Genomic DNA, 22,233 nt, shown 5'->3' on the forward strand with positions numbered 1-22,233 from the left:
GCCAGAAAATCCCTGTTGATTGCGCAAGGCGGGGTTTGGGCGGTTTCTAGGGGGTCAGAACGCCATCGAGGTACTGAACATCAGCTGCCGTGGCGCGCTGCGCTGCAGGGTCTGGTAATCCCCCGAGAACGACGAGCCGGCGATGGTCGCGGTGCCGATGTTGTGGCGGTTGAACAGGTTGCTTACGTCCAGCCGCAGCTCCAGGCCGGGCACGGCGCTGTCCGCACCGAAGCGGTAAGCGGCGTAGGTGTTGACCTGCCAGAACGTGGGCACGCGGATGTCGTTCTCGTAGGTGAAGGGCTGGCGCAGGTACGAGGTGCTGGTGGCACCAAAACGCCAGTCACCGAAGTGGGCGGACAGGTCGCTGACCAGCGAGATCTGCGGGTAGCCCGGCTGGGCGTTGCCCTTGATCGGGTACACCGTGTCACCCACCACGAAATCGCTGTCGTAGTACGAACGGGCCACGGCCACGCCTTGGTAGAACTGCAGGTGATCGCTCAGGTCGGCGGTGATGCCAAGGTCGGCACCGATCACGTGCATCTTCGGCATCAGCCGCACGGTGTTGATCTGCGCGAACTGAGTGCCGATGGCCGCCGACAGCAGGCGATTGCGGATGTCGTTGTAGAACACGTCGCCGGTGATCGTCAGCCGATCGAAGCGATGCGACGCGCCCACGGTGAGGTTCCAGTTCTTCTCCGGTCGCAGCGTGCCGGCCACGCGGTCGAACTCTTCCTGGTCGGTGATGGTCCACGCCGAGGCGGTGTAACCGATGTTGCCGCGCTGAGCGACGCGATAGCCGTTCATGGTGTTGGCCAGGTCGATGAAGGCATCGGTGGATTCGGTGGGGCTCCAAAACAGCGAGACGTGCGGCAGGAAGTTGCTCTTCGCGCGCAGCGTGCCGTTCACCGGCCGGCCCTTGGCATCGCCGAGGCCGCCGCCGCTGGTGCGGAAGTCCACGGCCTTGAAACCAACGCCCAGCTTCAGCGTGTCGTTCAACACGATGTCGTCCTGCAGGTAGAACTGGCGCGAGCGGGTCACCCAGCTCGATGCGTTGTCGGTCTTGAACGCGGGACCGTACACATCGAACGGACCGGTGGCCTTCAGCGGCGGGCCCTCGCCCAGCAGTGGCTGCTGGTACCACTCGGTCTTGGCCGCAGCCTTGCTCTTCTCCTGCCAGAAACCGGCGGTGAAGGTGTGCGCGCCGGTCTCGAACTGCAGGTTGACCATGCCGCCCAGGCGGTTGAGGCGCGGCGTCTGTACCTGTTCGGAGAACGGTGCGCCGTTGGGCGACGGTACGGTCGGGTCGGTCAGCGTGGCCTGGGTATGGCTGTTGGCGTTGTACAACTGCACGTTGCCACTTAATGCCGGGTTGATCTGGAAGCGGTGGTTGATCGAGGACACGCGGTCGCGGGTGATCTGGCCGGTGTCGTACGGAATCAGTTCGGACAGCTCACCGCAGGTGTAGGCGCCACAGGATTTGTCCGCGTTCTCCGGCGAGGCCACGTACCAGGCCCACGCATAATCGGGATAGAAGATGTCGGCCTTCCAGCCCAGCTTGCGGATCATGTCGAAGGAGATGTTGTTGTAGCCCCAGACCTTGGCCTTGCTGTCGGACAGGAACACGGTGAAGTCACCCCAGGCGACGTCCTGTTGCAGCTTCAGGTCGCCGCGCAGGAAGTTCTGCGTGCCCTCGCCCTGGTACTTGTCGGCAGACACGCGCTGCAGGTCGACAAGTACCTTCGGGCCCTGCTCGCCGAGCTGGCCGGTCTGCCCGGATACGGTGGTGACCAACGTGCTGTTGCTGCCCACGCCCTGCTTCACACGCAGGCTGGGCGTGTCCTGCAGGTCGCGCAGGCGGTATTCCAGGCTGCCGCCGTTGACGCTGCTGGAGAACACGCTGACCGGTGCGCCACCGGGGCTGACCGTGATCGCGCCGATGCCATCGGGCACGCCCACGTTCACCACGCTGGTGCCGGTAAGCGAGAGGAAGCCGTTGTCGTTCAGCGGCACGCCTTCGAAGGTGATGCCCATTTCATTCATGCGGAAGCCGCGCACGAACAGGCTGGTGGCCGAGATATCCAGGCCCAGTCCATCGGTGGCGGTGTAGCTGGCGCCCGGTACCTGCTTCAGCATGGCCAGGCCGTTGTTGCCGGTGACCATCGCGTCGAGATCTTCGGCCTTGATGATGTAGCGGTTGGGACCGACCACCTGGGTCGGTGCCACGGCGGCGCCACGCGGCGTGGCGATGACCTGCAGGGCATTGAGTGTGGTGGGCGTGTCGTGCGCGGCATCGTGCGTTTCTGCGGCGTACGCAGGGGCTGTGATGGCCGCGATGATCGCCAAGGCAAGGCGTGTCGTGGGTGGGGTGTTCATGGCAGCAGATCCAGGGTGCAGGGGGAAAGCGGCGCAGGCGCACGCCCAGCGCGTTGCAGCGCCGGTGTCGGCGCCCTGGCTGGCAGTGCGATTGCGTTGAGGGGGTAACAGCGCGGTGCGCGCCAGTCAGCAGATGAAGACGATCATCTGCCGCAGGATTCGATGGCGTGATTTCGACGTGCGAAATTCTTGCATCGCGCTGCCGCATCCGCCATTGCACCGTGGTACAGCGCCGATGGCGGTGGGGATGGGTGGGCTATACGCGGGTATAGCCTTGGTCGGCGCTTGCCGATTGCGTGTGCCAACCAAGGTTGGCACCTACCAGTGCAAGGGGACGCGCGGTTACTGCAGAACGAAACGCTCGATCGCGCGCGCCACGCCTTCATCGGCATTGCTGGTGGTCTCGAACCGCGCCACCGCCTTCACGGCGTCGATGGCATTGCCCATCGCCACGCTGGTGCCGGCGTACTGCAGCATGGTCAGGTCGTTCTCCTGGTCACCGATGGCCATCACGTTGGCGCGGTCGATGCCCAGGTGCTCGGCCAGCTTCTGCAGGCTCGGGCCCTTGCCGGCGCGGTGGTCGAACACTTCCAGGAAGAACGGTGCACTCTTCAGTACCGCGAAGCGCTCGGTCAGTTCGCTGGGCAGGCGCGCGATGGCGGCATCCAGCACGTCCGGCGCGTCGATCATCATCAGCTTGATGAAGGACATCGATGGATCCATGTCCTCCACGCGACGATACGACAGCGGCATCCGCGAGAGATGCGAGTCGGCCACGGTGTAGTAGCTGATGTCCTGGTTGGGCGTGTACATGCGCCGGCTGTCCAGCGCCTGGAAGTGCACGCCCAGGTCGCGGGCGACCTGCTCGCAGAACAGGAAGTCGTCGAAGCTGAGCGGATACTCGACCACGGTTTCGCGCGTGCCGATGCGCTGCACCAGGCCGCCATTGCAGGCGATGCAGTAGTCGTCGTTGCCGGTGATGCCCAGCTCGTGCAGGTACGGCGCCAGGCCGGGGACCGGGCGGCCACTGGTCAGCACGATGTGCACGCCCAGTGCGCGCGCCTGCGCGATGGCCTTCCTGGAGCGTGCGGTGAGCTGGTGCGACGGGTCCAGCAGCGTGCCATCCATGTCGATGGCGACCAGTTCGATGGTCGATTGCCGGCGGCCCATGTCCATTGCGTTCAACTCGTGCGGGGCACGCCAGTTTACCCCCTCATGCCCGGTTCACCTCTTTGCCCACGTTGGCCGGGATACTGCGTGAGCCTGTGCGTCCCCCACCGCAGGACGGCCCGTTGACCGCCCTTCCCTGGAGAACCTTGCGACGCATGACCTACCGTGCCCCCGAAACCAATGACAGCGCGCCCCTGGCCCAGCAGATCGAGCAGATGATCGACGAGCTGCCCGGCGACCAGGTGCGCGTCGGCACCCTGCTCAGCGCGCTGGGCGATGAGGGCCTGCTGCTGATCGTGATCCTGCTCTCGGCCATCTTCATCATTCCGGTGTCGATTCCCGGGCTGAGTACCGTGTTTGGCGCCTCGATCCTGCTGATCGGCCTGAGCCGGGTGCGCAGCCGCCCGCTGTGGGTGCCACAGAAGCTGGCCCGCCGCGAGATCGCCACCGACAAGCTGAAGGCCAACCTGGGTCGTGCGCTGAAATGGGTGCACCGCATGGAGCGGCTGTCGCGGCCGATGCGGCTGGCGGTGATGGTGCGCTCGAAGAAGATGATGCGCCTGAACAACCTGATGCTGGTGTTCGCGACCCTGCTGTTGATGGCGCCGGCCGGGCCGATACCCTTCAGCAACACGCTGCCGGCGCTGGCGCTGATGTCCTTCGCCATTGGTTTCATCCAGCGCGATGGCGCGGCAGTGGCAGCCGGCTATGGTTTCGTGGTGGCCACGGTGGTGTATTTCGGCGTGCTGCTGGGCGGCGTGGGATTTGCCGCCGAATCGGTGTTCAGCGGGTTCCGCAGCAGTACCGCGGAACTGTAGAGCCGAGCCCACGCTCGGCTGCTCTTCAACCTGTACGCGGAAACCCCGCGCTGCGCGCGTAAGCCGAGCATGGGCTCGGCTCTACAGAACTACTTGGCCGACACCCGCCACACCACGTCGCCCACGTCGTCGGCCACCAGCAATGCGCCTTCGGCATCCATCGCCATGCCCACCGGTGCGCCCATCAGGGTCTTCTCGTCCTTCGATGCAAAGCCGCTGACCACGGTCTGCGGCCGCCCGGTCGGCTTGCCGTCCTTGAACGGTACGTAGACCACTTCGTAGCCGCTCAGTGGTGAACGATCCCAGCTGCCGTGCTCGCCGATGAAAGCGCCGCCGTGGTACTGGGCCGGCAGTGCCTGGCCGGTGTAGAACAGCAGGCCCAGCGGTGCCACGTGCGAGCCGATGGCGTAGTCCGGCACGATCGCCTTGGCCACCAGGTCCGGCCGCTGCGGCTGCACGCGCTCGTCCACGTGCTGGCCGTAGTAGCTGTAGGGCCAGCCGTAGAAGCCATCTTCCTTCACCGAGGTGAGGTAGTCCGGCACCAGGTCGGCACCGATCTCGTCGCGTTCGTTTGCTACCGCCCACAGCTTCCCGGTGCTCGGCTCCCAGTCCAGCCCGGTCGGGTTGCGGATGCCCGACGCAAAGATGCGGCTGCCACGGGTGGCCACGTCCACTTCCAGTACCACCGCCCGGCGGTATTCGACGGCCAGGCCATTCTCGGTGATGTTGCTGTTGGAACCCACGCCCACGTACAGCTTGCGGCCATCGCGGCTGGCCAGCAGTTCCTTGGTCCAGTGATGGTTGACGGTGCTGGGCAGGTCGGTGAACTCGCGGCCCTTGTCCGACATGCGGGTTTCGCCGGGCACGTAGTGGTACTGCATGATGTTGCCGGTGTTGGCCACGTACAGCGTGTGGCCGATCAGCTGGATGCCGAACGGCGAATGCAGGCCCTCGATGTAGACATGCTGGGTCCAGGTGTTCGTTCCCGGCGAGCGGCGCAGCAGGGTGACCCGGTTGCCGCCCTTGCCGGCCTTGCCCGAGCGCGCCTTCACCTTGCCGGCGATCCACTGCTTGGGCGTGGTGACCGGTTCTTCGCCGGGGCCGTTGCCCTCCACCACCAGTACATCGCCATTGGGCAGGGTCAGCAGCCGCCGCGGATGCTGCAGGTTGGCGGCGATGCGTTCGATCTTCAGGCCCTCGGCCACCGTGGGGGTCTGTCCATCAGCCCAGCCGACGCCCTTGGGCACCTGCATCGGCGGCATCAGGAAGTTGGCCGGCTTGGGCAGTGGCGGTTGCGGTCCCGACTGGTCGGCCGGGTGGTACTCGGCCTTGCCGGCACAGGCCGACAGCATCACGGCCAGTGCCAGGGCGCCCACGGTGGGCAGGATGTGCTTAGCCATGACGACCTCCCTGCAGCAGCGGCGGCTGCATTGACAGCAGGATCAGGCCCAGGGCGATCAGGGCCACGGTCAGCGCCGACAGGATCGTGCCCGGCACTGCAATGGCATACGCATCACGGCTGTGCACGAAGGCATTCCAGATGGCCAGCACCACCGCGACCAGGTTGAGGAAGAAGTCGATGCGGTCGATGCGGGTGGCGGTGCCGTTGCGGCGCCAGACCGTGAACAGGTTGATCAGCCGCGGAATGATGGCGATCAGCAGGCCGAAGGTGATCAGCCAGGCAGCGGCCTTGCCCCACATCACCTCGGCGCTGTTGAGGTAGATCGCGTCGAAGATCAGGGCACCGACGAAGAAGCCGAAGGGTATCGGGTTCAACAGGCTGAACAGCATGGTGCCGAGGCCGCGATGGGCCTGGGCGAGCGGATTGACCATCATCGTGCTCCGTGCGGAAGGGTGCACGGGCTGTAGTAGCACAGCGCGATGTGAGGGCACGCGATGATGCCCCGGCAGGGCTGCCGCACCCACCGGGCAGGCACCGCACTACGCGGGCTCGTCCTCGCGCACCTCGTGGAAGGGCAGCATCGTCTCGAAGCCGAATTCGTGTTCCATGCTGGTGCGGACCAGGCCGCCGATGGCGTAACGGCTGGTGTTGGCATGCACGTCTATGCCACCGGGCCGCCACTCAGTGCGCAGATGCAGCGTCTCTGCGCGGCGCATGACGATCCGTTCCTCCTGCAGCAGTGCGCGACGGTGTTTCTTCATCAGCAGGCGCAGCGGTTTCACCGTGGTGATGCCGAATGCTGCCAACTCGGGCAGCAACTCGGCGATATCGGCATCGTCGCCGTAGTCGTGGCTGCGCGTATGCACGGACAGCACCACCTTGCGGATGGCGGCAACCGAGAGCGGGGTCTGGTCCGCGCGCGCACGGCCGCGCTTCCGTTCGTTCTTCATGTGTGTGGTCATCTGCACGTAGTTCTCCCTGTTTCCCACAACTCAGATTCAACCGCGCGAAGATCGCGTGAAGATGCTTGTGTGCACTGTCATAACCAGACGTACTAAGCGTTTGTGACGCAATTGGCACATCTGCAGATTGCTTGTGTGAAGAGGTAGGGGGTTGTTCGTTGTGTCGCGTTTGGCTCGTTGCGATGGGGCAGTTCCGCCCCGCCGTCCTGCCATGCCGATTCACAACAGAAGGATTCGTGTATGAAGCGACACACGCAACGCACCGCGCCACCGCGCTCCGCGCGCCTGGCCCTGGCCACTGCCCTGGTACTGGGCAGCCTGGCCGTCACCGCCCAGGCCCAACAGGCCGATCCACTGGCGGCAATCCAGTGGCACCTGCTCAACACCGGGCAGACGGTCCCGGCCGACACGCTGCCGGTGGCCGGCAACGATCTGAACGTGGATGGCCTGTTCCGCAATGGCATCCGTGGCCAGGGCGTCACCATCGCCATCGTCGATGATGGCCTGCAGATCGCGCACCCGGACCTGGCGGCCAACGTGGCCGCTGTAGCCGGCAAGAACTTCACCAATGGCTCGAACAACCCCACCCCGACCAACCCGGATGTCGACAACCACGGCACCATGGTCGGCGGCATCGCCGGTGCGGTGGGCGCCAACAACCTGGGCGTGCGCGGTGTAGCCCCGGCGGCGACGTTGAAGGGCTTCAACCCGATTTCGCGCTCGGCCCTGGGCAACCAGCAGAGCAACATCGAGTACGCCTGGTGGGACGGCGCGGAATCGGCCGACGTGCAGGTGTTCAACAACAGCTGGGGCGCCGGCCCGGGCAATCCGAACCTGCCGCTGGCGTACAGCGAAAACACGATTCGTTCGTATGAGCAGGCACTGTCGGGGACGCGCGGTGGCCGCGGCGGCATCTACGTGAAGTCGGCCGGCAACAACTTCAACAATGCCTCGATCAGCCAGACCCAGGATGTCTGCACCACCGACACCAAGAACCGCAACACCGGCTGTGTGCCGGCCGGCCGTGATCCGCGCAACAACCTGTTCAACGTGATCACGGTAGGCGCGGTGCGCGCCGATGGCGTGCGCTCGTCTTACTCCTCCACCGGCTCGGCCCTGTGGGTGTCGGCCTTTGGTGGTGAGTACGGCCTGCAGGCACAGTTTGCGCCCGGCCTGGTGGCGCGCGCGTACGACCCGGCCATCGTCACCACCGACGTGACCGGGTGCGCGCAGGGCAGCAACAAGAACACCAACCGCCAGAACACGCTGGACAGCAACCTGTCGGCCATCGACAGCACCTGCAACTACACCGCCAAGATGAACGGCACCTCGGCGTCGGCGCCGATGGTGTCGGGCGTGGCGGCACTGGTGCTGGAGGCCAATCCGAACCTGTCCTATCGCGATGTGAAGTACATCCTGGCCACCACCGCCACCCGCAACCACCCGAACCAGCCGGCGGTGACGCTGGCCGACGGGCGCACGCTGGTGCCGGGCTGGACGGTGAATGCTGCCGGCCGTGCCTACAGCAACTGGTATGGCTTCGGCGTGGTCAACGCTGCGCGTGCAGTGCAGGTCGCTGAGAACTTCCAGTCGCTGGGCCCGCTGGTCGACAGTGGCTGGCGCAACACGACGCGTACCGTGGCCATCGGCAACACCTCGGCTGCCGCCGCACGCCTGACCTTCCAGTTGGCCAACGGCGCGCGCAATATCGAAAGCGTGCAGCTGGGCTTCCGGGTCAACCACCGCAACACGCGCCAGCTGCAGTTCGTGCTGGTGTCGCCCAGCGGCACCCGCAGCGTGGTGCAACCGGCGTTCACCGCGATCGGTTCGGGCACGGGTGGCGCGCAGAGCAACTTCACCAGCTGGGACCTGCTGTCCAGCAATGCCTTCCTGGATGAGAATGCCAGCGGCACCTGGACGCTGGAAGTGACCGACATGGGGCAGGCCGCGACCGCAGCATCGCGCGGCAACCTCGAATTCTTCAAGATCCGCGTTCTGGGGCACTGATGATGAAGACCACCATTCTGTTGAGCACGCTCGCCTTCGCGGCGATGACCTCCCCTGCCTGGGCGCAGAGCTCGGGGCAGACCCCTCCAGCCAGGACCCTGTCGACCGTGGATGCGCAGGAACTGAAGGCCTCCGCTACCGGCCGCACGTTCGATGTGGGCGGCACGCGATTCCAGCTGTCCCCCTCGGCCACCGTGAAGCAGGCCAGCGGCGGCCAGTTCACGATCACCCCGCAGGCGGCGGCGACCACCAGCTCGCGTACCAAGCGTTCGCTGGATGGCGCAACGGCGGCACCTGCCGATGCCGGCGCCGGCAAGTTCGCGGCGGCGGTCTCCCGTGACGGCGCGCCGGTGGTGGCGACGTCGCGGGTCAAGGTGTTCTTCACCGATGCGGCCTCGGCCCAGCGCGCAGCCGCCGCCACTGGCGGTACCGTGGTGAAGGTCTCCAAGGCTTCGGGCCAGGCGATCGTGGAGTACCCGTCGGTAAACGCGGCGCTGGATGCGACCACCAGGCTGCTGTCCACCGCCGGTATCCGCGCGACCGAGCCGGACGTGGTGCAGTGGGAAGAGACCAAGTAAGGCGTTGAGTGGTGCCCCTGGCCGGTTGGCTCTCCTGGCCGGCCGGGGGATTGGTCCTGCGAGGGGCGGCGAGCATGTAGAGCCGAGCCGATGCTCGGCTGCTGTCTGCGCGGCGCGCGCGTGTCGCGTTGAGCCGAGCATGGGCTCGGCTCTACAGCTGTGCCAACCAAGGTTGGCCCCCACCGGGAGCAGTGGTCGGAACCCACCGGCGTCAGCGCGCGGCGAGTGTGCCGCTGTGCTTGAGGTGGCAGCTCGCCAGTGCGTCGTTGCCGGCGGCCGGGTGGCCGGGTTCGAGCAGCAGGCGCTGCACGTCCGAGAACAGCTTTTCCACCGGCATGCCGTATGGCGCGAACAGGCGCAGGCGGCCCTGGCGGTCGAACACGTAGCCACCGGCGATGTGGCTCATCGTGTAGGTCTCCGGCACCGGGCCGGGTTCCTTTTCGTAGAACGCCTTGAAGTCGCTGGCCATCGCCGCCAGCTGCGCTTCGTTGCCGACCAGCGCGATTGCCTTGGGATCGAACGCTTCCACATAGGTGCGCGCGACCTCGGGCGTGTCGCGGGCCGGGTCGACGCTGACGAACACCACCTGTAGCTGATCGGCATCCTTGCCCATCAGGTGCTTGACCTGGCTCAGCTCGACCATCGTGGTCGGGCACACGTCCGGGCAGCTGGTGAAGCCGAAGAACAGATAGGTCACCTGCCCCTGCAGGTCCTTGGAGCCACGCACGGTGCCGTGGCTGTCGGGCATCGACCACTGCTGGCCAAGTTCTTCGCAGGCGATGTCCTTCGCATAGAAGTCCATGCGCGACTGCGCGCTGCAGCCGGCCAGCAGGCCGAGCAGCAGGCCTGCGGCCAGGCGCAGGCCACGATGGGGGAACGCAATGCCTTTCACGGTTCGCAGGCTCAGTTGATCATCATGTGGTAGTGCATGCTCCAGATGATCCAGACCGACAACGCGACGACGATGAACAGGATCACCAGGGTGAACACGAAGCTGGCCAGGTTCCAGCCGCCTTCGGACTTGCGGTCCATGTGCAGGAAATAGACCAGCTGCACCAGGATCTGCGCCACTGCGAAGCCGACCAGCAGGAACAGCGTGAGCGGCCGCGACAGCACCGGATTCATCACCAGTGCGAACGGCACCACGGTCAGCAGCGCGCACAGCACGAAACCGATCAGGTAGGACTTGGTGGAGCCGTGCGCATTGCCGGCGCGCGAGGTTTCGACGTGGGCCATGTCAGAAGGCTCCGATCAGGTAGACGAAGGTGAAGACGCAGATCCACACCAGGTCCAGGAAGTGCCAGAACAGGCTCAGGCACGAAACACGGGTGATGTTGGTCGGGGTCAGGCCACGGCGGTAGACCTGGTGCATGACCACCGCCATCCAGATCAGGCCACTGGCGACGTGCAGTCCGTGGGTGGCGACCAGCGCGAAGAACGCCGACAGGTAGGCACTGGTGCTCGGGCCCGCGCCTTCGTGGATCAGGTGCGAGAACTCGTAGATCTCCATGCCGATGAACGAGGCACCGAGCACGAAGGTCACGCCCAGCCAGCGCAGCACCGCCGAGGCATCGTGGCGATGCATGGCCAGCACGGCCTGGCCGTAGGTGATGCTGGAGACCAGCAGCAGGAAGGTCTCGGCCATCACGAACGGCAACGAGAACAGCTCCTTGCCGGTGGGGCCGCCGGCGTAGGCGGTGCTGAGCACCGCGTACGAGGCGAACAGGGAACCGAACAGCACCAGGTCGGACATGAGGTACACCCACATGCCGAACACCTTCATGCCGCCCTGTTCGTGGCCATGGTCGTGCTCGTGGTGGTCCTCGTGCGCCTGCGTGTCGCTGGCCAGCTCCGGGCGGGTCAACAGGTTCATGCGCGTACCTCCTTCAGCTTGGCAAGGTTGGCCGCTTCGGTGCGCGCCACCTCTTCGGAACTGACGTAGTAATCCACGTCCTCATCGTAGGACCGCACGATCAGGGTCACGATCATCGCGATGAAGCTGGCTGCGGCCATCCACCAGATGTGCCAGACCAGGGCGAAGCACAGCACCAGGATCCAGATGTTTAGGATCAGCGGCACGCCGGTGTTCTTCGGCATGTGGATCGGGGCGTACGTCTTCGGCGGCGGCGGCAGGCCGCGCTTCTTCGCTTCGTGGAAGGCATCCAGCTCATCGGCCTTGGGCACCACGGCGAAGTTGTAGAACGGCGGCGGCGACGGCGTGGCCCATTCCAGCGTGCGTGCGTTCCACGGATCGCCGGTCAGGTCCAGGTTGCGCTTGCGGTCGCGCACGCTCACGTAGATCTGCACCAGCATCAGGATGATGCCCGCGAACACGAACAGTGCACCGATGAAGGCGGCGATCAGGTACGGCGTCCACGCCGGGTTGTCGTACTGGTTCATGCGGCGGGTCATGCCCATGAAGCCCAGCATGTACAGCGGCATGAAGGCCAGGTAGAAGCCGATCACCCAGCAGGCGAACGACCACTTGCCCAGGCGCTCGTTGAGGGTGAAGCCGAACACCTTCGGGAACCAGTAGGCGAAGCCGGCCAGGTAGCCGAACAGCGCGCCGCCGATGATGGTGTTATGGAAGTGGGCGACCAGGAACAGGCTGTTGTGCAGCAGGAAGTCCGCGCCCGGGATGGCCAGCAGCACGCCGGTCATGCCACCGATGGTGAAGGTGACCAGGAAGGCGATGGTCCACAGCATCGGTACGCTGAACTCGACGCGGCCGCCGTACATGGTGAACAGCCAGGTAAAGATCTTCACGCCGGTGGGGATGGCGATGATCATCGTCATGATGCCGAAGAAGGCATTGACGCTGGCACCCGAGCCCATGGTGAAGAAGTGGTGCAGCCAGACGATGAACGACAGGATGCCGATCGCCAGCGTGGCGCCCACCATCGACTTGTAGCCGAACAGCTTCTTGCGCGCGAACGTGGCGGTGACTTCAGAGAAGATGCCGAACGCCGGCAGCACCAGGATGTACACCTCCGGGTGGCCCCAGGCCCACACCAGGTTCACGTACATCATCGGGTTGCCACCCAACGTGTTGGTGTAGAAGTTGAAGTCCAGGTAGCGGTCCAGGGTGAGCGCACCCAGCGCCACGGTCAGGATCGGGAAGGCGGCGATGATGATCACGCTGGTGACCAGCACGGTCCAGGTGAACACCGGCATCTTCATCAGGGTCATGCCCGGCGCACGCATGCGCAGGATGGTGATGAACAGGTTGACGCCGGTCAGCAATGTGCCGATGCCCGAGGCCTGCAACGCCCAGATGTAGTAGTCCACGCCTACGCCCGGACTGAACTCGATGCCCGACAGCGGCGGATAGGCCACCCAGCCGGTCATGGCGAACTCGCCAACGCCCAGCGAGATCATCATCAGCGCAGCGCCAACCACGAAGATCCAGAAGCTGAAGGCGTTGAGGAACGGGAACGCCATGTCGCGTGCGCCGATCTGCAGCGGCACGATGATGTTCATCAGGCCGACCACGAACGGGGTGGCCACGAAGAAGATCATGATCACGCCATGCGCGGTGAAGATCTGGTCGTAGTGCTCCGGTGGCAGGAAGCCATCACTGCCTGGCCCGGCCGCGGCCAACTGCGCGCGCATCATCAGCGCGTCGGCGAAGCCACGCACCAGCATGACCAGCGCCACTACCACGTACATGATGCCGATCTTCTTGTGGTCCACGGTGGTGAACCAGTCGCGCCAGAGCACGCCCCATAGCTTGAAGTACGTCACCGCGCCAAGCAGCGCGAGGCCACCCAGCACCATGGCCGCCAGCGTGACCACGACGATCGGCTCGTGCAGCGGCACGGCCTCCCACGTCAATTTACCCAACATGTTCGTTACTCCTGGGAAACCTGGGCACCACCGGCAGCACCCGCCGGGGACGCAGCAGCGGTGTTCTCACCGACGCCGATGAACTGGTCGATGACCTTCTTGAACAGCAGCGGTTCGACGCTGGAGAAGTGCTGCACCGGCGCGTTCTTCGACGGTGCGGCCAGCGCCTTGAACTGGTTGAAGTCCAGCGCCTGTGGTGCGCTGCGTACCTCGGCCACCCAGCGCTCGAACTCCTCGTTGCTGCTGGCGGTGGCAATGAACTTCATGTTCGAGAAGCCATGCCCGCTGTAGTTGCCGGACATGCCACGGAACTGGCCGGGCTCGTTGGCGATCAGGTGCAGCTGCGTGCGCATGCCGGCCATCGCGTAGATCTGCCCACCCAGCTGCGGGATGAAGAAGGTATTCATCGTCGAGTTGGAGGTGATGTTGAACGCCAGCGGGCGGTTGGCCGGGAAGTTGAGCTGGTTGACCGTGGCGATGCCCAGGTCCGGGTATACGAACACCCATTTCCAGTCGGTGGCGATCACGTCCACGTGCAGCGGCTCACCGGCCACGTCCAGCGGCTTGTACGGGTCCAGTTCGTGGGTCGACTTCCACACGATCACCGCCAGGCCGGCAATGATCAGCAGCGGCACGCCCCAGACCACGATCTCCACCTTGGTGGAGTGCGACCAGTCCGGCGTGTACTTCGCCTTGGTGTTGCCGGCGCGGAAGCGCCAGGCGAATACGAAGGTCAGCACGATGGCCGGTATCACCACGATCAGCATCAGGCCGATGCAGATCAGGATCAGGTCGCGCTGGGCGAGCCCGACCATGCCCTTCGAATCCAGCAGCACCCAGTCACAGCCCGACAGGCCGACGCAGGCCAGGGCGACCAGCGCCAGGCGGATGCGGTTCCAGCAGATATTCATTGGAGGTCAACCCTGTTGAAGAAGCGCGCTTGACCGGCTCGCCTGCGCGCAGCGCCCGGGCGTGGAGCGGCTACACTGTGGGTACGAGGTCGCCTACAAGAGAGCGATCCACTCCAATCAAGCCCATACAAGATACATGATTGTATGGACTTGTGCATCTGCACGTATGGAAAACTGACCGATGACGCCACCTGCCGCCGGCCGCCGCCTGAAAAACCCCAATCGCACCTGGGTTCGCCCCTTCCGCGAGGGCGCTGGCCCGCTGTACCTGCAGATCGCCCAGCAGGTGCGCGAGGCGGTGGATGACGGCGTGCTGCGCCCGGGCGACCGGCTGCCGCCGCAGCGCGACCTGGCCCAGCAGGTGGGCGTGGATCTGACCACGGTCACCCGTGCCTTTGCCGAGCTGCGCCAGGCTGGCCTGCTGGATGCGCAGGGCGCCGGCGGCACCTTCATCGCGCTGTCGGCCGGCAACCGCAGCACCTCGGTGGACCTGAGCATGAACATCCCGCCGCTGCTGGGCAGCGCGCCGTTCGCACAGGGCATGGAGGCCGGTTTCCAGCACGTGGGCCAGCAGCTGGGCCAGGGCGAACTGATGAGCTACCACGTCGGCGCCGGCACCCGCGAGGACCGCGCCACCGCCGTGCAGTGGCTGTCACCGGTGCTGGGCACGGTGGGTGCCGACCAGGTGGTGATCTGCCCCGGCGCGCAGACCGCACTGTGCGCACTGATCCTGGCCCGCACCCAGCCGGGCGAGCTGATCGCCGCCGAGCAGCTGACCTACCCGGGCCTGCTGGCCGCCACGCGCGTGCTGCAGCGGGGTGTGGTGCCAGTGGCGATGGACGCCGAAGGCATGCTGCCCGAAGCGCTGGAAGAGGCCTGCCAGCTACGCCGCCCGCGCCTGCTGTACCTGGTACCGACCATCCAGAACCCGACCACGGCGACGATGTCGGCACAACGCCGGCAGGCCCTGCTGGCGGTTGCCAAGCGCCACGATCTGACCGTGATCGAAGACGATCCCTACTGGTTGCTGGCCGGGGACGCCGCACCGCCGCTGGCCGCCCACCGCGACGCCGGCTGCCCGGTGTATTACATCTCCACCCTGTCCAAATGCCTGGCACCGGGCCTGCGCACCGCTTACCTGGTGGTGCCGGCCGGCGAACCGATGGAACCGGTGCTGGACGCCCTGCGTGCGATCGCGCTGATGCCGACCCAGTCGATGGTGGCGGTGGCGTCGCAGTGGATCCGCAGCGGCCAGGCCCAGGACATGGTGCAGCGCTTCCAGCAGGAGCTGCGCGAGCGCCAGGCGATTGCCGCGCAGTACCTGCCGTCCCGCGCGCGGGCGCACCCGGCCGGCCTGCACGTATGGCTGCCGCTACCGCCGCGGCTGGACCAGTACCGGCTGATCCAGGCCGCACAGGAACAGGGGCTGGGCATCGCCAGCTCGGACGCCTTCAGCGTGGAGGAACCGCCACCGGGCAACGCCATCCGCCTGTCGCTGGGCGGCGCGGTCGACCAGGATGCGCTGGCCGGGGCGCTGGCCAAACTGAACGAGATCCTGTCTGAAGCCCCCGAGGCCCGGCACAACGCCATCGTCTGAACCGGGCGCATGGCGCCACATCCATACAAGATGATATTTTGTATGCAATGTATGGATGAAGGGACGTGCATCGATGCGCGCCGAGAGACTGAAGTTCCACCTGGTAATGGCCGGCTGTGGTGGCTTTGTGGTGTTGATGCTGGCCGCGCTGGCCTGGGTCTGCCTGCAGCCGCAGACCGTGGATGTGCAGGCCGCCGAGCGCCACGCCATCGAGCAATGCGTGCAGCGCAGCGAGGATCCGTCGCGTAGCGAGATCCAGCGTCGCGCGCAGGCCGACTCCTGCCGCGAGATGCGCAAGCAGTACGTGCACAAGTTCGGCGGGGACGCGTCCTGATGGGCGCAGCCGCGCCGCGCCGCCGCTGGCTGCTGCCGACGATGATCGCCCTCGCCTGCCTGTTCATGGCCGGCGTGGCGGCTGCGCTGTGGCAGTACTTCGGCTACAGCGCGCAGTCGACGTTCACCGAACAGGCCATCGTCTTCGACGACTCGCAGCTGCGCCTGCCGTCCGATCTGGCCGGTGATACCGGCCGCATCCGCGTGGTGCACTTCTGGGACCCGGCGTGTGCCGTCTGCAACCGCGAAACCGGCGCACACCTGAGCTACCTGATCAGCATGTACCGCCGCGCCGGCATCGACTTCTATGCGATCCGCCGCCCCGGTACCCACGGCGAACTGCCTGAGCCGCTGCGCAACAAGGTGATCAACCTGCCGACCATCGACGGCATCGAACACATCCCGGCCAGCCCTGCCGTGGCGATCTGGGACCGGCAGGGCCACCTCGCCTATGCCGGCCCGTACAGCATCGGCATGGTCTGCAACTCGGCCAACAGCTTCGTCGAACCACTGCTGGACAGACTGGTGCGCGGCGAAACCGTGCGCCCGAAAGGACTGCTTGCCGTGGGCTGCTACTGCCCCTGGCAGGCCAAGCGCTGAGGACGCGCAATGACACCACTGACGCTGGCCGCTGTGGCCGCCACAAGCAACAACGGCGGTCACCTGTCCGAACCGACCGATGGTTATGGACAGGCTCCCGCCGTTGGAAGCAACGATACGCCCCGACATGCTCCGTACATGCCGCGACCGGATGTCGCAGCCCGCGAATGGGTGCAGGACGTGCTCGCGCACAACGGGCCGATCTACCTGCGCATCGTCAATTCGCTGGAGCGCACGGTGCGTCGCGGTGGTCTTGCACCAGGACAACGCCTGCCCTCGCAGCGCGCGTTGGCGCAGCAGCTCGGCGTCGACCTGACCACGGTAACGCGGGCGTTCGACGAAGCGCGCAAGCGCGGCCTGATCGAGGCGCGCGGGCCACAAGGCAGTTTCATCGCACCACCCAAGGCCGGCTTCGACCAGGTGGTGGACCTGAGCATGAACGTGCCGCCGGTGCCCGATGCCGATGCGCTGGCCGAGACCCTGCGCCGCGGTGCCGCCGCCGTGCTTGCGCGCAGCAACGCGCCGAACCTGATGACCTACCACCTGGGCGGCGGCAATCCCACCGACCGCCACGCGGCAGCGCGCTGGCTGCAACCGATGCTGGGCGCGGTGGAGGATGCCAGCCTGTTGCTGACCGAAGGCGCGCAGGTGGCATTGGCCGCGATCCTGCTCAGCCAGGGCCGCGATGGCGACGCGATCCTGTGTGACACGCTGGTCTACCCGGGGCTGCTGCAGGCCGCCGGGGCGCTTCGGCGGCGGCTGGTACCGGTGGAAGGCGATGAGTACGGGATGTGCCCCGAGGCAATGGTGAGGCAGGCGCGCGGGAGTGGCGCGCGGCTGGTCTATCTCAACCCCACCTGCCAGAACCCGACCGCGCTGACGCTGTCGTTGCAGCGGCGCGAAGCGCTGGCACGCGTATTGGAAAGCCAGGGCCTGTTGGCGGTCGAGGATGATCCTTACTGGCACCTTGCCGAAGAGGCACCCATACCGTTGGCAACGCTGGCACCGCGCCACGTGTTCCATGTGGCGACGCTGTCGAAGGTGATCAGCCCCGGCCTGCGCACGGCCTTCGTGCGCTGCCCGGGTGCCGCGCACGCCGAGGCGATGGCTTCGGCCTTGCGCTCCACCCGGTTGATGGGGCATCCGCTGGTGGCGGCGCTGGCCAGCCAGCTGCTGCTGGATGGTTCGGCGCAATCGCTGCTGGCGCAGGTGCGCAGCGAAGCGCACGAGCGCATGCGCATGGCGCGCTACCTGCTGGCGCCTTCGCTGCTGCTGCGCGCCGAAGGCCTGCATGCCTGGTGCCGGGTACCAGCGCCATGGACTGACGCCACCCTGGTGCGTACCGCACAGCTGCAGGGGCTGGCGATTGCGCCATCTTCGGCGTTCTGTCCGCCAGGGGTCTCGCACCAGAGCGGCGTGCGGTTGTCGCTGGGGCTGGCGGCGGACCGCCGACAGCTGGAGAGTGCGCTGCGACGGATTGATCGGTTGTTGTTGTCGGACGCGTTGCCGGCGATCGAGCGGTAGCCCTGGAATGGGATGTGCCGACCAACGGTCGGCACCCACCCGACCGGTAGTGCCGGCCGCTGGCCGGCGGAAGACTCCTCAGCACGGTTGGAATGTGCCAGCCAACAGTTGGCACCCACCCGACCGGTAGCGCCGGCCGCTGGCCGGCGGAAGATTCCCCGGCACGGTTGGAATGTGCCAACCAAGGTTGGCACCCACCAAAGCAGGGTCAGGCCAAGGCGGAGAGGGCCTGCACCAGCGCATCCATCTGCTGCGGCCGGGTGAACACCGACGGCGTCACCCGCACGCAGGCGCCGGAGTCCAAGCCGTCGCGATGGGTGGTGAACACGCGATGTTCGTCCAGCAGGCGCTTCTGCAGCGCGATGTTGTCAGCCACGCTGGTGCGCCCGCGCAGGCGGAAGCTGGCCAATGCACTCGCCAACGCCGGATCCGGCGAAGACAGCACTTCGATGTGCGCCATCTGCCGCGCCGGCAGCGTCCAGCGCTCGCGCAGGTAACGCAGGCGCGCCTGCTTGTTGTCCGCACCGATGCGCTGGTGCAGGGCAATCGCCTCCGGAAGTGCCAGGTAAGCGGCGAAGTTGACCGTGCCGGTATGTACGCGGCTGCCCACGCGGCCGTCGTCGGTCTCGCCCATGTACGGGTCGAGGTCCGCAACGCGGCCCCTGCGCACGTACATCGCGCCGACACCGACCGGTGCGCCGATCCACTTGTGCAGGTTGATGCCGACGAAATCGGCCTTGAGCTGCGGCACCGCGTAGTCGATCTGGCCGAACCCGTGCGCCGCATCAACGATCACGTCGATGCCGCGTGCCCGCGCACGTTCGGCGATTTCGGCCACCGGCAGCACCAGTCCATGGCGATGGCTGACCTGGGTCAGCAGCACCAGTTTCAGGCGTGGCAGCCGCGCGAACGCGGCCTCGTAGGCCTGCAGGATCTGCGCATGGTCGGGCACGGCCGGCAGCGCGATGCGCTCGACCTGCACGCCGCGGCGCTGCTGCAGCCAGCGCATCGCGCCGATCATGCTTTCGTAGTCGATGTCGGCGTACAGCACCTGGTCGCCAGGCTGCAGGCGGTTGTAGCCGCCGATCAGCGCCAGCATCGCCTCGGTGGCACCGCGGGTGAGTGCGATCTCTTCGGCGCTCACGCCCAGCAGTTCGGCCACCTGCCGCTGCACCGCCATGTACTGCGCCGGGAACTCACGGCGGCCATACCAGGCATTGCCTCGGTTCACTTCAGCGGTGTGGCGCTGGTAGCTGGCCAGCGTCTCGCGGCCCATCGCGCCCCAGTAGCCGTTCTCCAGATGGTTCACTTCGTCGGTGACATCGAAGTGGCTGGCCACGGCGGCCCAGTAGTTTTCATCGCGGGCCAGCACGTCCGGCGCCACGGTCGTTGCGGGAATCTGCATGGACGCAGCGTAACGCGTGGCAGCCATGGCCGGCGGTGAAGAAAGTGCGGCTGCGGCCGGCAGCAAGGCGCCGGCACGCAACAGGGAGCGGCGGGCCGGGTCCATCAGAAGCTCAGCCGGTACTGTGCGTACAGGTTGGCACCGTCGGTGTCGTATGGCGCGTTGCGCGAGTAGACCAGGCCGCGACTGGCCTGGAAGGTGGCTTCGTCCGGATAGCGGTCGAATACGTTGTCGGCACCGACGCGCAGGCTGTGATGTTCGTTGATGCGATAGCCGACGGCCAGGTCGAGGAAGCTCATCGCGCCGAAGCGCTGGTAGATATCGCCCACTGCATTGCCGCTGGAATCGGTCCAGGCGCCGTAGTAGCGCATGCGTGCCATCAGCGACCAGGCGCCGATGTCCCAGCTGCCGGTCAGGCTGCCCTTGTGCTCGGGCAGGCGATCCTCGAACAGCACGCGCTGGGTTTCGTTGGTGGCCACCGAGGTGCTGCCGTTGTCCACGCGGGTGCGGTTGTAGTTGTAGGCCAGGGTCAGCGTCATGCGGCCGACGCCGAGGTCGCGCAGGTAGTTGCCGACCACGTCCACGCCGGTGGTGGTGGTATCGAAGTCGTTGGTGAAATAGTTCACCGAGGTATAGCCCAGCGGATTAGACGTACCGGCCGGAATGGCGAAACTGGCCGACTGGCTGAAGCGGTCGCTGAGCTTGATCTGGTAGACATCCACCGAGCCGGACAGGCCCAGGTCGGTGCGCCAGGTCAGGCCCAGCGACGCGGTACGCGATTCTTCCGGCTTCAGCGGCCTGGCACCGAGCAGCTGCGCCAGCGGATCGTTCGGCGACAGGCGGCCACTGGTGAAGATCTGCAGCGTGCGCGTATCCAACCCCTGGGTGGTGCTGGTGGTATTGAGCTGCGCCGGCGTCGGCGCACGGAAGCCGCTGGACAAGGTGCCGCGCAGGGCCACGTCCGGGGTGATCGCGAAGCGCGCCGAGAGCTTGCCGTCCAGCGTGCTGCCGAAGCTGGAGAAGTCCTCGTAGCGGCTGGCCGCACCGATGTTCCAGCGCTCGCCCAGCGGTACTTCCATGTCCACGTAGGCGGCCTTGCTGCGCTGGCTCCACTGCCCGGCCTGGCTGGCCGAGAAGCCCGGAGCGCCGTTGGAATTGGCCTCCAGGCCCGCGGCCGCGCCCGGACCCACCGCGTACGAGGCCGGGTCACCGGCACGCACCTGGTAGGTCTCCTGGCGGAACTCGCCACCGAAGGCGACGTTGACCGGCTGGGACAGCGCGGCCACGTCCCACTCGTAGCTGAAGTCTGCGTTGGCGTTCTTCTCGGTCTGGGTCAGGCGGCCAAGATCGAACGCGGTCGGGCTGGCCGGGCCGAGCGAGGCATTGATCGAGTTCTTCAAGCTGTAGTCGATGGCGTTGCGGCCATACGAGGCGCTGACATCCCAGCGCAGCTTCGGCGTGATCTCGCCGCGCAGGCCACCGACCAGCTGCAGGTCGTTCTGGACGTTGCCGTACTGCGGGCTGAAGCCGACCGGATACAGCGAGCGCAGGTTCCAGCCGGGGAAGATGGTGGTGGTGCGATAGGCGCCGGTGGTGGTGTCCGGGTTGCGCCAGTTGAAATCACTGACGCCATCGCTGTGGCTGTACAGGCCGAACGCATACAGCTCCAGCGTGTCGTTGGCATGGGCCTTCACGTTGAAGCCGACGCGGCGGCTTTCCAGTTCCGGCTGGCCCCAGCGCTGCACCGGATTGGGCACCTCCAGCTCCGGATGTGCAGCCTGGAAGGCGATCGCGTCCGGGCGCTGGCGGGTGCGCGAGGTGGCATCGGAGTTGGACGATTCGGCGAACAACACCAGGCTGCCGTAGTCGCCCAGCGACCAGCCGGTGCGTGCGCTGAAATCGCGCGAGGCGCCATCGCCCTGCGCATACTGCGAGTAGCCGGCGGTGATCTCGGTGCCGGGCCCCTCTTCGAGGATGATGTTGATGACACCGGCGATGGCATCCGAACCGTACTGCGCCGACGCACCATCGCGCAGCACTTCGATGCGCTTGATCGCACTGGTGGGAATCTGTGCCAGATCAGCCGCCTGCGCACCGCGGTTGCCGAGCAGCGCGCTGCGATGGAAGCGGCGGCCGTTGACCAGCACCAGGGTCTGATCCGGCGACAGGCCACGCAGGGTGGCCGGGCGCACGAACACCTGGCCGTCCGCCATCGGCAGGCGCTGCACCACGAACGATGGCACCAGCTGCGCCAGCACGTCCTTCAGGTCGGTGGATTCAACGGACCTGATGTCTTCCTTGCTGAACACGTCCACCGGCGCCAGCGTTTCGAACTGGGTGCGATTGGACGCGCGCGTACCGGTGACCAGCATCGCGTCGAGCTGGGTGGGCGCGGCGCGGCTGCCGCCGGCGGCATCGACCGCATCGGCCTCCGCTGCGATCGCGCCTCCTGCGCTGGCCATGCAAAGGGCAAGGAGGATGGAACGCGAAAGCTTCGAACGATGCACGGCAGGGCTCCGGGAGGACGCGGCAGGGCCAGCACCTGCGGGGGTAGCGCAGGCCTGGACAAGGCGCGCAGTCTCGGCGCGATCTGTGAAGGAGGCATGACGTCAGTGCGACAGCTTGAATCCGCACAGACGCAAGAACTGCTAAACGCCGCGCCTGCCGATCCGCTACTGTGCCCAGCATCGGATTCAAGGAACGGCAG

The 22,233-nt window shown here is 66.3% G+C and carries 19 protein-coding genes; 7 read left to right on the plus strand and 12 right to left on the minus strand.

What is annotated here, in order from left to right:
* Positions 1–54: 54 nt before the first annotated feature.
* Together AB839_RS13235 and yidA are read right to left on the minus strand one after the other, a co-directional pair.
* A complete protein-coding gene (locus AB839_RS13235; protein WP_061479722.1) occupies positions 55–2,373 on the minus strand; it encodes a TonB-dependent receptor in 2,319 nt (772 codons plus the stop codon).
* 342 nt (positions 2,374–2,715) lie between these two features.
* The gene (yidA, locus tag AB839_RS13240; RefSeq protein WP_061479723.1) at positions 2,716–3,549 is read right to left on the minus strand and encodes a sugar-phosphatase; all 834 of its coding nucleotides are present in this window, start codon (positions 3,547–3,549) and stop codon (positions 2,716–2,718) included.
* Positions 3,550–3,698: 149 nt separating this feature from the next.
* Here yidA and AB839_RS13245 point away from each other — a divergent pair, with 149 nt between their 5' ends.
* Positions 3,699–4,361, plus strand: coding sequence for an exopolysaccharide biosynthesis protein (locus AB839_RS13245; protein WP_061479724.1), 663 nt, complete (start codon positions 3,699–3,701; stop codon positions 4,359–4,361).
* A gap of 89 nt (positions 4,362–4,450) precedes the next feature.
* Here the strand turns inward: AB839_RS13245 and AB839_RS13250 are convergent, their stop codons facing one another.
* The 3 genes from AB839_RS13250 to AB839_RS13260 form a co-directional block, all read right to left on the minus strand.
* Positions 4,451–5,761 carry a sorbosone dehydrogenase family protein gene (locus AB839_RS13250; protein ID WP_061479725.1) on the minus strand — a complete coding sequence of 437 codons (1,311 nt, stop codon included), beginning with the start codon at positions 5,759–5,761 and terminating at the stop codon, positions 4,451–4,453.
* A complete protein-coding gene (locus AB839_RS13255) occupies positions 5,754–6,194 on the minus strand; it encodes a DUF2231 domain-containing protein (RefSeq protein WP_061479726.1) in 441 nt (146 codons plus the stop codon). Before AB839_RS13255 ends, AB839_RS13250 begins: the two co-directional genes overlap by 8 nt.
* 108 nt (positions 6,195–6,302) lie before the next feature.
* Positions 6,303–6,713, minus strand: coding sequence for a hypothetical protein (locus tag AB839_RS13260; RefSeq protein WP_231352364.1), 411 nt, complete (start codon positions 6,711–6,713; stop codon positions 6,303–6,305).
* Positions 6,714–6,965: 252 nt separating this feature from the next.
* Between AB839_RS13260 and AB839_RS13265 the strand changes: the two genes are divergently transcribed.
* Both AB839_RS13265 and AB839_RS13270 read left to right on the plus strand, forming a co-directional pair.
* The gene (locus tag AB839_RS13265) at positions 6,966–8,732 is read left to right on the plus strand and encodes a S8 family serine peptidase (RefSeq protein WP_061479727.1); all 1,767 of its coding nucleotides are present in this window, start codon (positions 6,966–6,968) and stop codon (positions 8,730–8,732) included.
* Complete coding sequence (locus AB839_RS13270; RefSeq protein ID WP_061479728.1) at positions 8,732–9,310, plus strand: hypothetical protein; 579 nt, start codon at positions 8,732–8,734, stop codon at positions 9,308–9,310. The genes AB839_RS13265 and AB839_RS13270 overlap by 1 nt, the downstream gene beginning before the upstream one ends.
* Before the next feature lie 211 nt (positions 9,311–9,521).
* Here AB839_RS13270 and AB839_RS13275 read toward each other — a convergent pair whose 3' ends face one another.
* Genes AB839_RS13275 through cyoA form a run of 5 tightly spaced genes read right to left on the minus strand, consistent with a single transcriptional unit; the run spans position 9,522 to position 14,067 of the window.
* Positions 9,522–10,202 (minus strand): SCO family protein, encoded by a 681-nt coding sequence (locus AB839_RS13275; RefSeq protein WP_061479729.1) that lies wholly within the window; start codon positions 10,200–10,202, stop codon positions 9,522–9,524.
* Between the two features lie 11 nt (positions 10,203–10,213).
* Positions 10,214–10,546 (minus strand): cytochrome o ubiquinol oxidase subunit IV, encoded by a 333-nt coding sequence (gene cyoD / locus AB839_RS13280; RefSeq protein ID WP_006399830.1) that lies wholly within the window; start codon positions 10,544–10,546, stop codon positions 10,214–10,216.
* Between the two features lies 1 nt (position 10,547).
* Positions 10,548–11,183: a cytochrome o ubiquinol oxidase subunit III gene (gene cyoC, locus AB839_RS13285; protein ID WP_082783343.1), complete on the minus strand. Its 636-nt coding sequence runs from the start codon at positions 11,181–11,183 to the stop codon at positions 10,548–10,550.
* Positions 11,180–13,156, minus strand: a complete 1,977-nt coding sequence (gene cyoB / locus AB839_RS13290) for a cytochrome o ubiquinol oxidase subunit I (protein WP_032958781.1) — start codon at positions 13,154–13,156, stop codon at positions 11,180–11,182. The genes cyoC and cyoB overlap by 4 nt, the downstream gene beginning before the upstream one ends.
* Positions 13,157–13,161: 5 nt before the next feature.
* The gene (gene cyoA, locus AB839_RS13295) at positions 13,162–14,067 is read right to left on the minus strand and encodes a ubiquinol oxidase subunit II (RefSeq protein ID WP_014648731.1); all 906 of its coding nucleotides are present in this window, start codon (positions 14,065–14,067) and stop codon (positions 13,162–13,164) included.
* Between the two features lie 181 nt (positions 14,068–14,248).
* Between cyoA and AB839_RS13300 the strand changes: the two genes are divergently transcribed.
* Genes AB839_RS13300 through AB839_RS13315 form a run of 4 tightly spaced genes read left to right on the plus strand, consistent with a single transcriptional unit; the run spans position 14,249 to position 18,121 of the window.
* Complete coding sequence (locus tag AB839_RS13300; protein WP_061479730.1) at positions 14,249–15,664, plus strand: PLP-dependent aminotransferase family protein; 1,416 nt, start codon at positions 14,249–14,251, stop codon at positions 15,662–15,664.
* A gap of 55 nt (positions 15,665–15,719) precedes the next feature.
* The gene (locus AB839_RS13305; protein WP_169411283.1) at positions 15,720–15,998 is read left to right on the plus strand and encodes a hypothetical protein; all 279 of its coding nucleotides are present in this window, start codon (positions 15,720–15,722) and stop codon (positions 15,996–15,998) included.
* A complete protein-coding gene (locus AB839_RS13310) occupies positions 15,998–16,597 on the plus strand; it encodes a DUF6436 domain-containing protein (RefSeq protein WP_032958773.1) in 600 nt (199 codons plus the stop codon). The genes AB839_RS13305 and AB839_RS13310 overlap by 1 nt, the downstream gene beginning before the upstream one ends.
* 9 nt (positions 16,598–16,606) lie before the next feature.
* A complete protein-coding gene (locus tag AB839_RS13315) occupies positions 16,607–18,121 on the plus strand; it encodes a PLP-dependent aminotransferase family protein (RefSeq protein WP_061479731.1) in 1,515 nt (504 codons plus the stop codon).
* Positions 18,122–18,329: 208 nt separating this feature from the next.
* Here AB839_RS13315 and AB839_RS13320 read toward each other — a convergent pair whose 3' ends face one another.
* Positions 18,330–19,631: an aminotransferase class V-fold PLP-dependent enzyme gene (locus tag AB839_RS13320; RefSeq protein ID WP_061479732.1), complete on the minus strand. Its 1,302-nt coding sequence runs from the start codon at positions 19,629–19,631 to the stop codon at positions 18,330–18,332.
* Positions 19,631–22,033 (minus strand): TonB-dependent receptor, encoded by a 2,403-nt coding sequence (locus tag AB839_RS13325; RefSeq protein ID WP_082783344.1) that lies wholly within the window; start codon positions 22,031–22,033, stop codon positions 19,631–19,633. Before AB839_RS13325 ends, AB839_RS13320 begins: the two co-directional genes overlap by 1 nt.
* Between the last annotated feature and the right edge of the window lie 200 nt (positions 22,034–22,233).

This window comes from Stenotrophomonas sp. DDT-1, from assembly GCF_001580555.1.
Classification (GTDB): domain Bacteria; phylum Pseudomonadota; class Gammaproteobacteria; order Xanthomonadales; family Xanthomonadaceae; genus Stenotrophomonas; species Stenotrophomonas sepilia.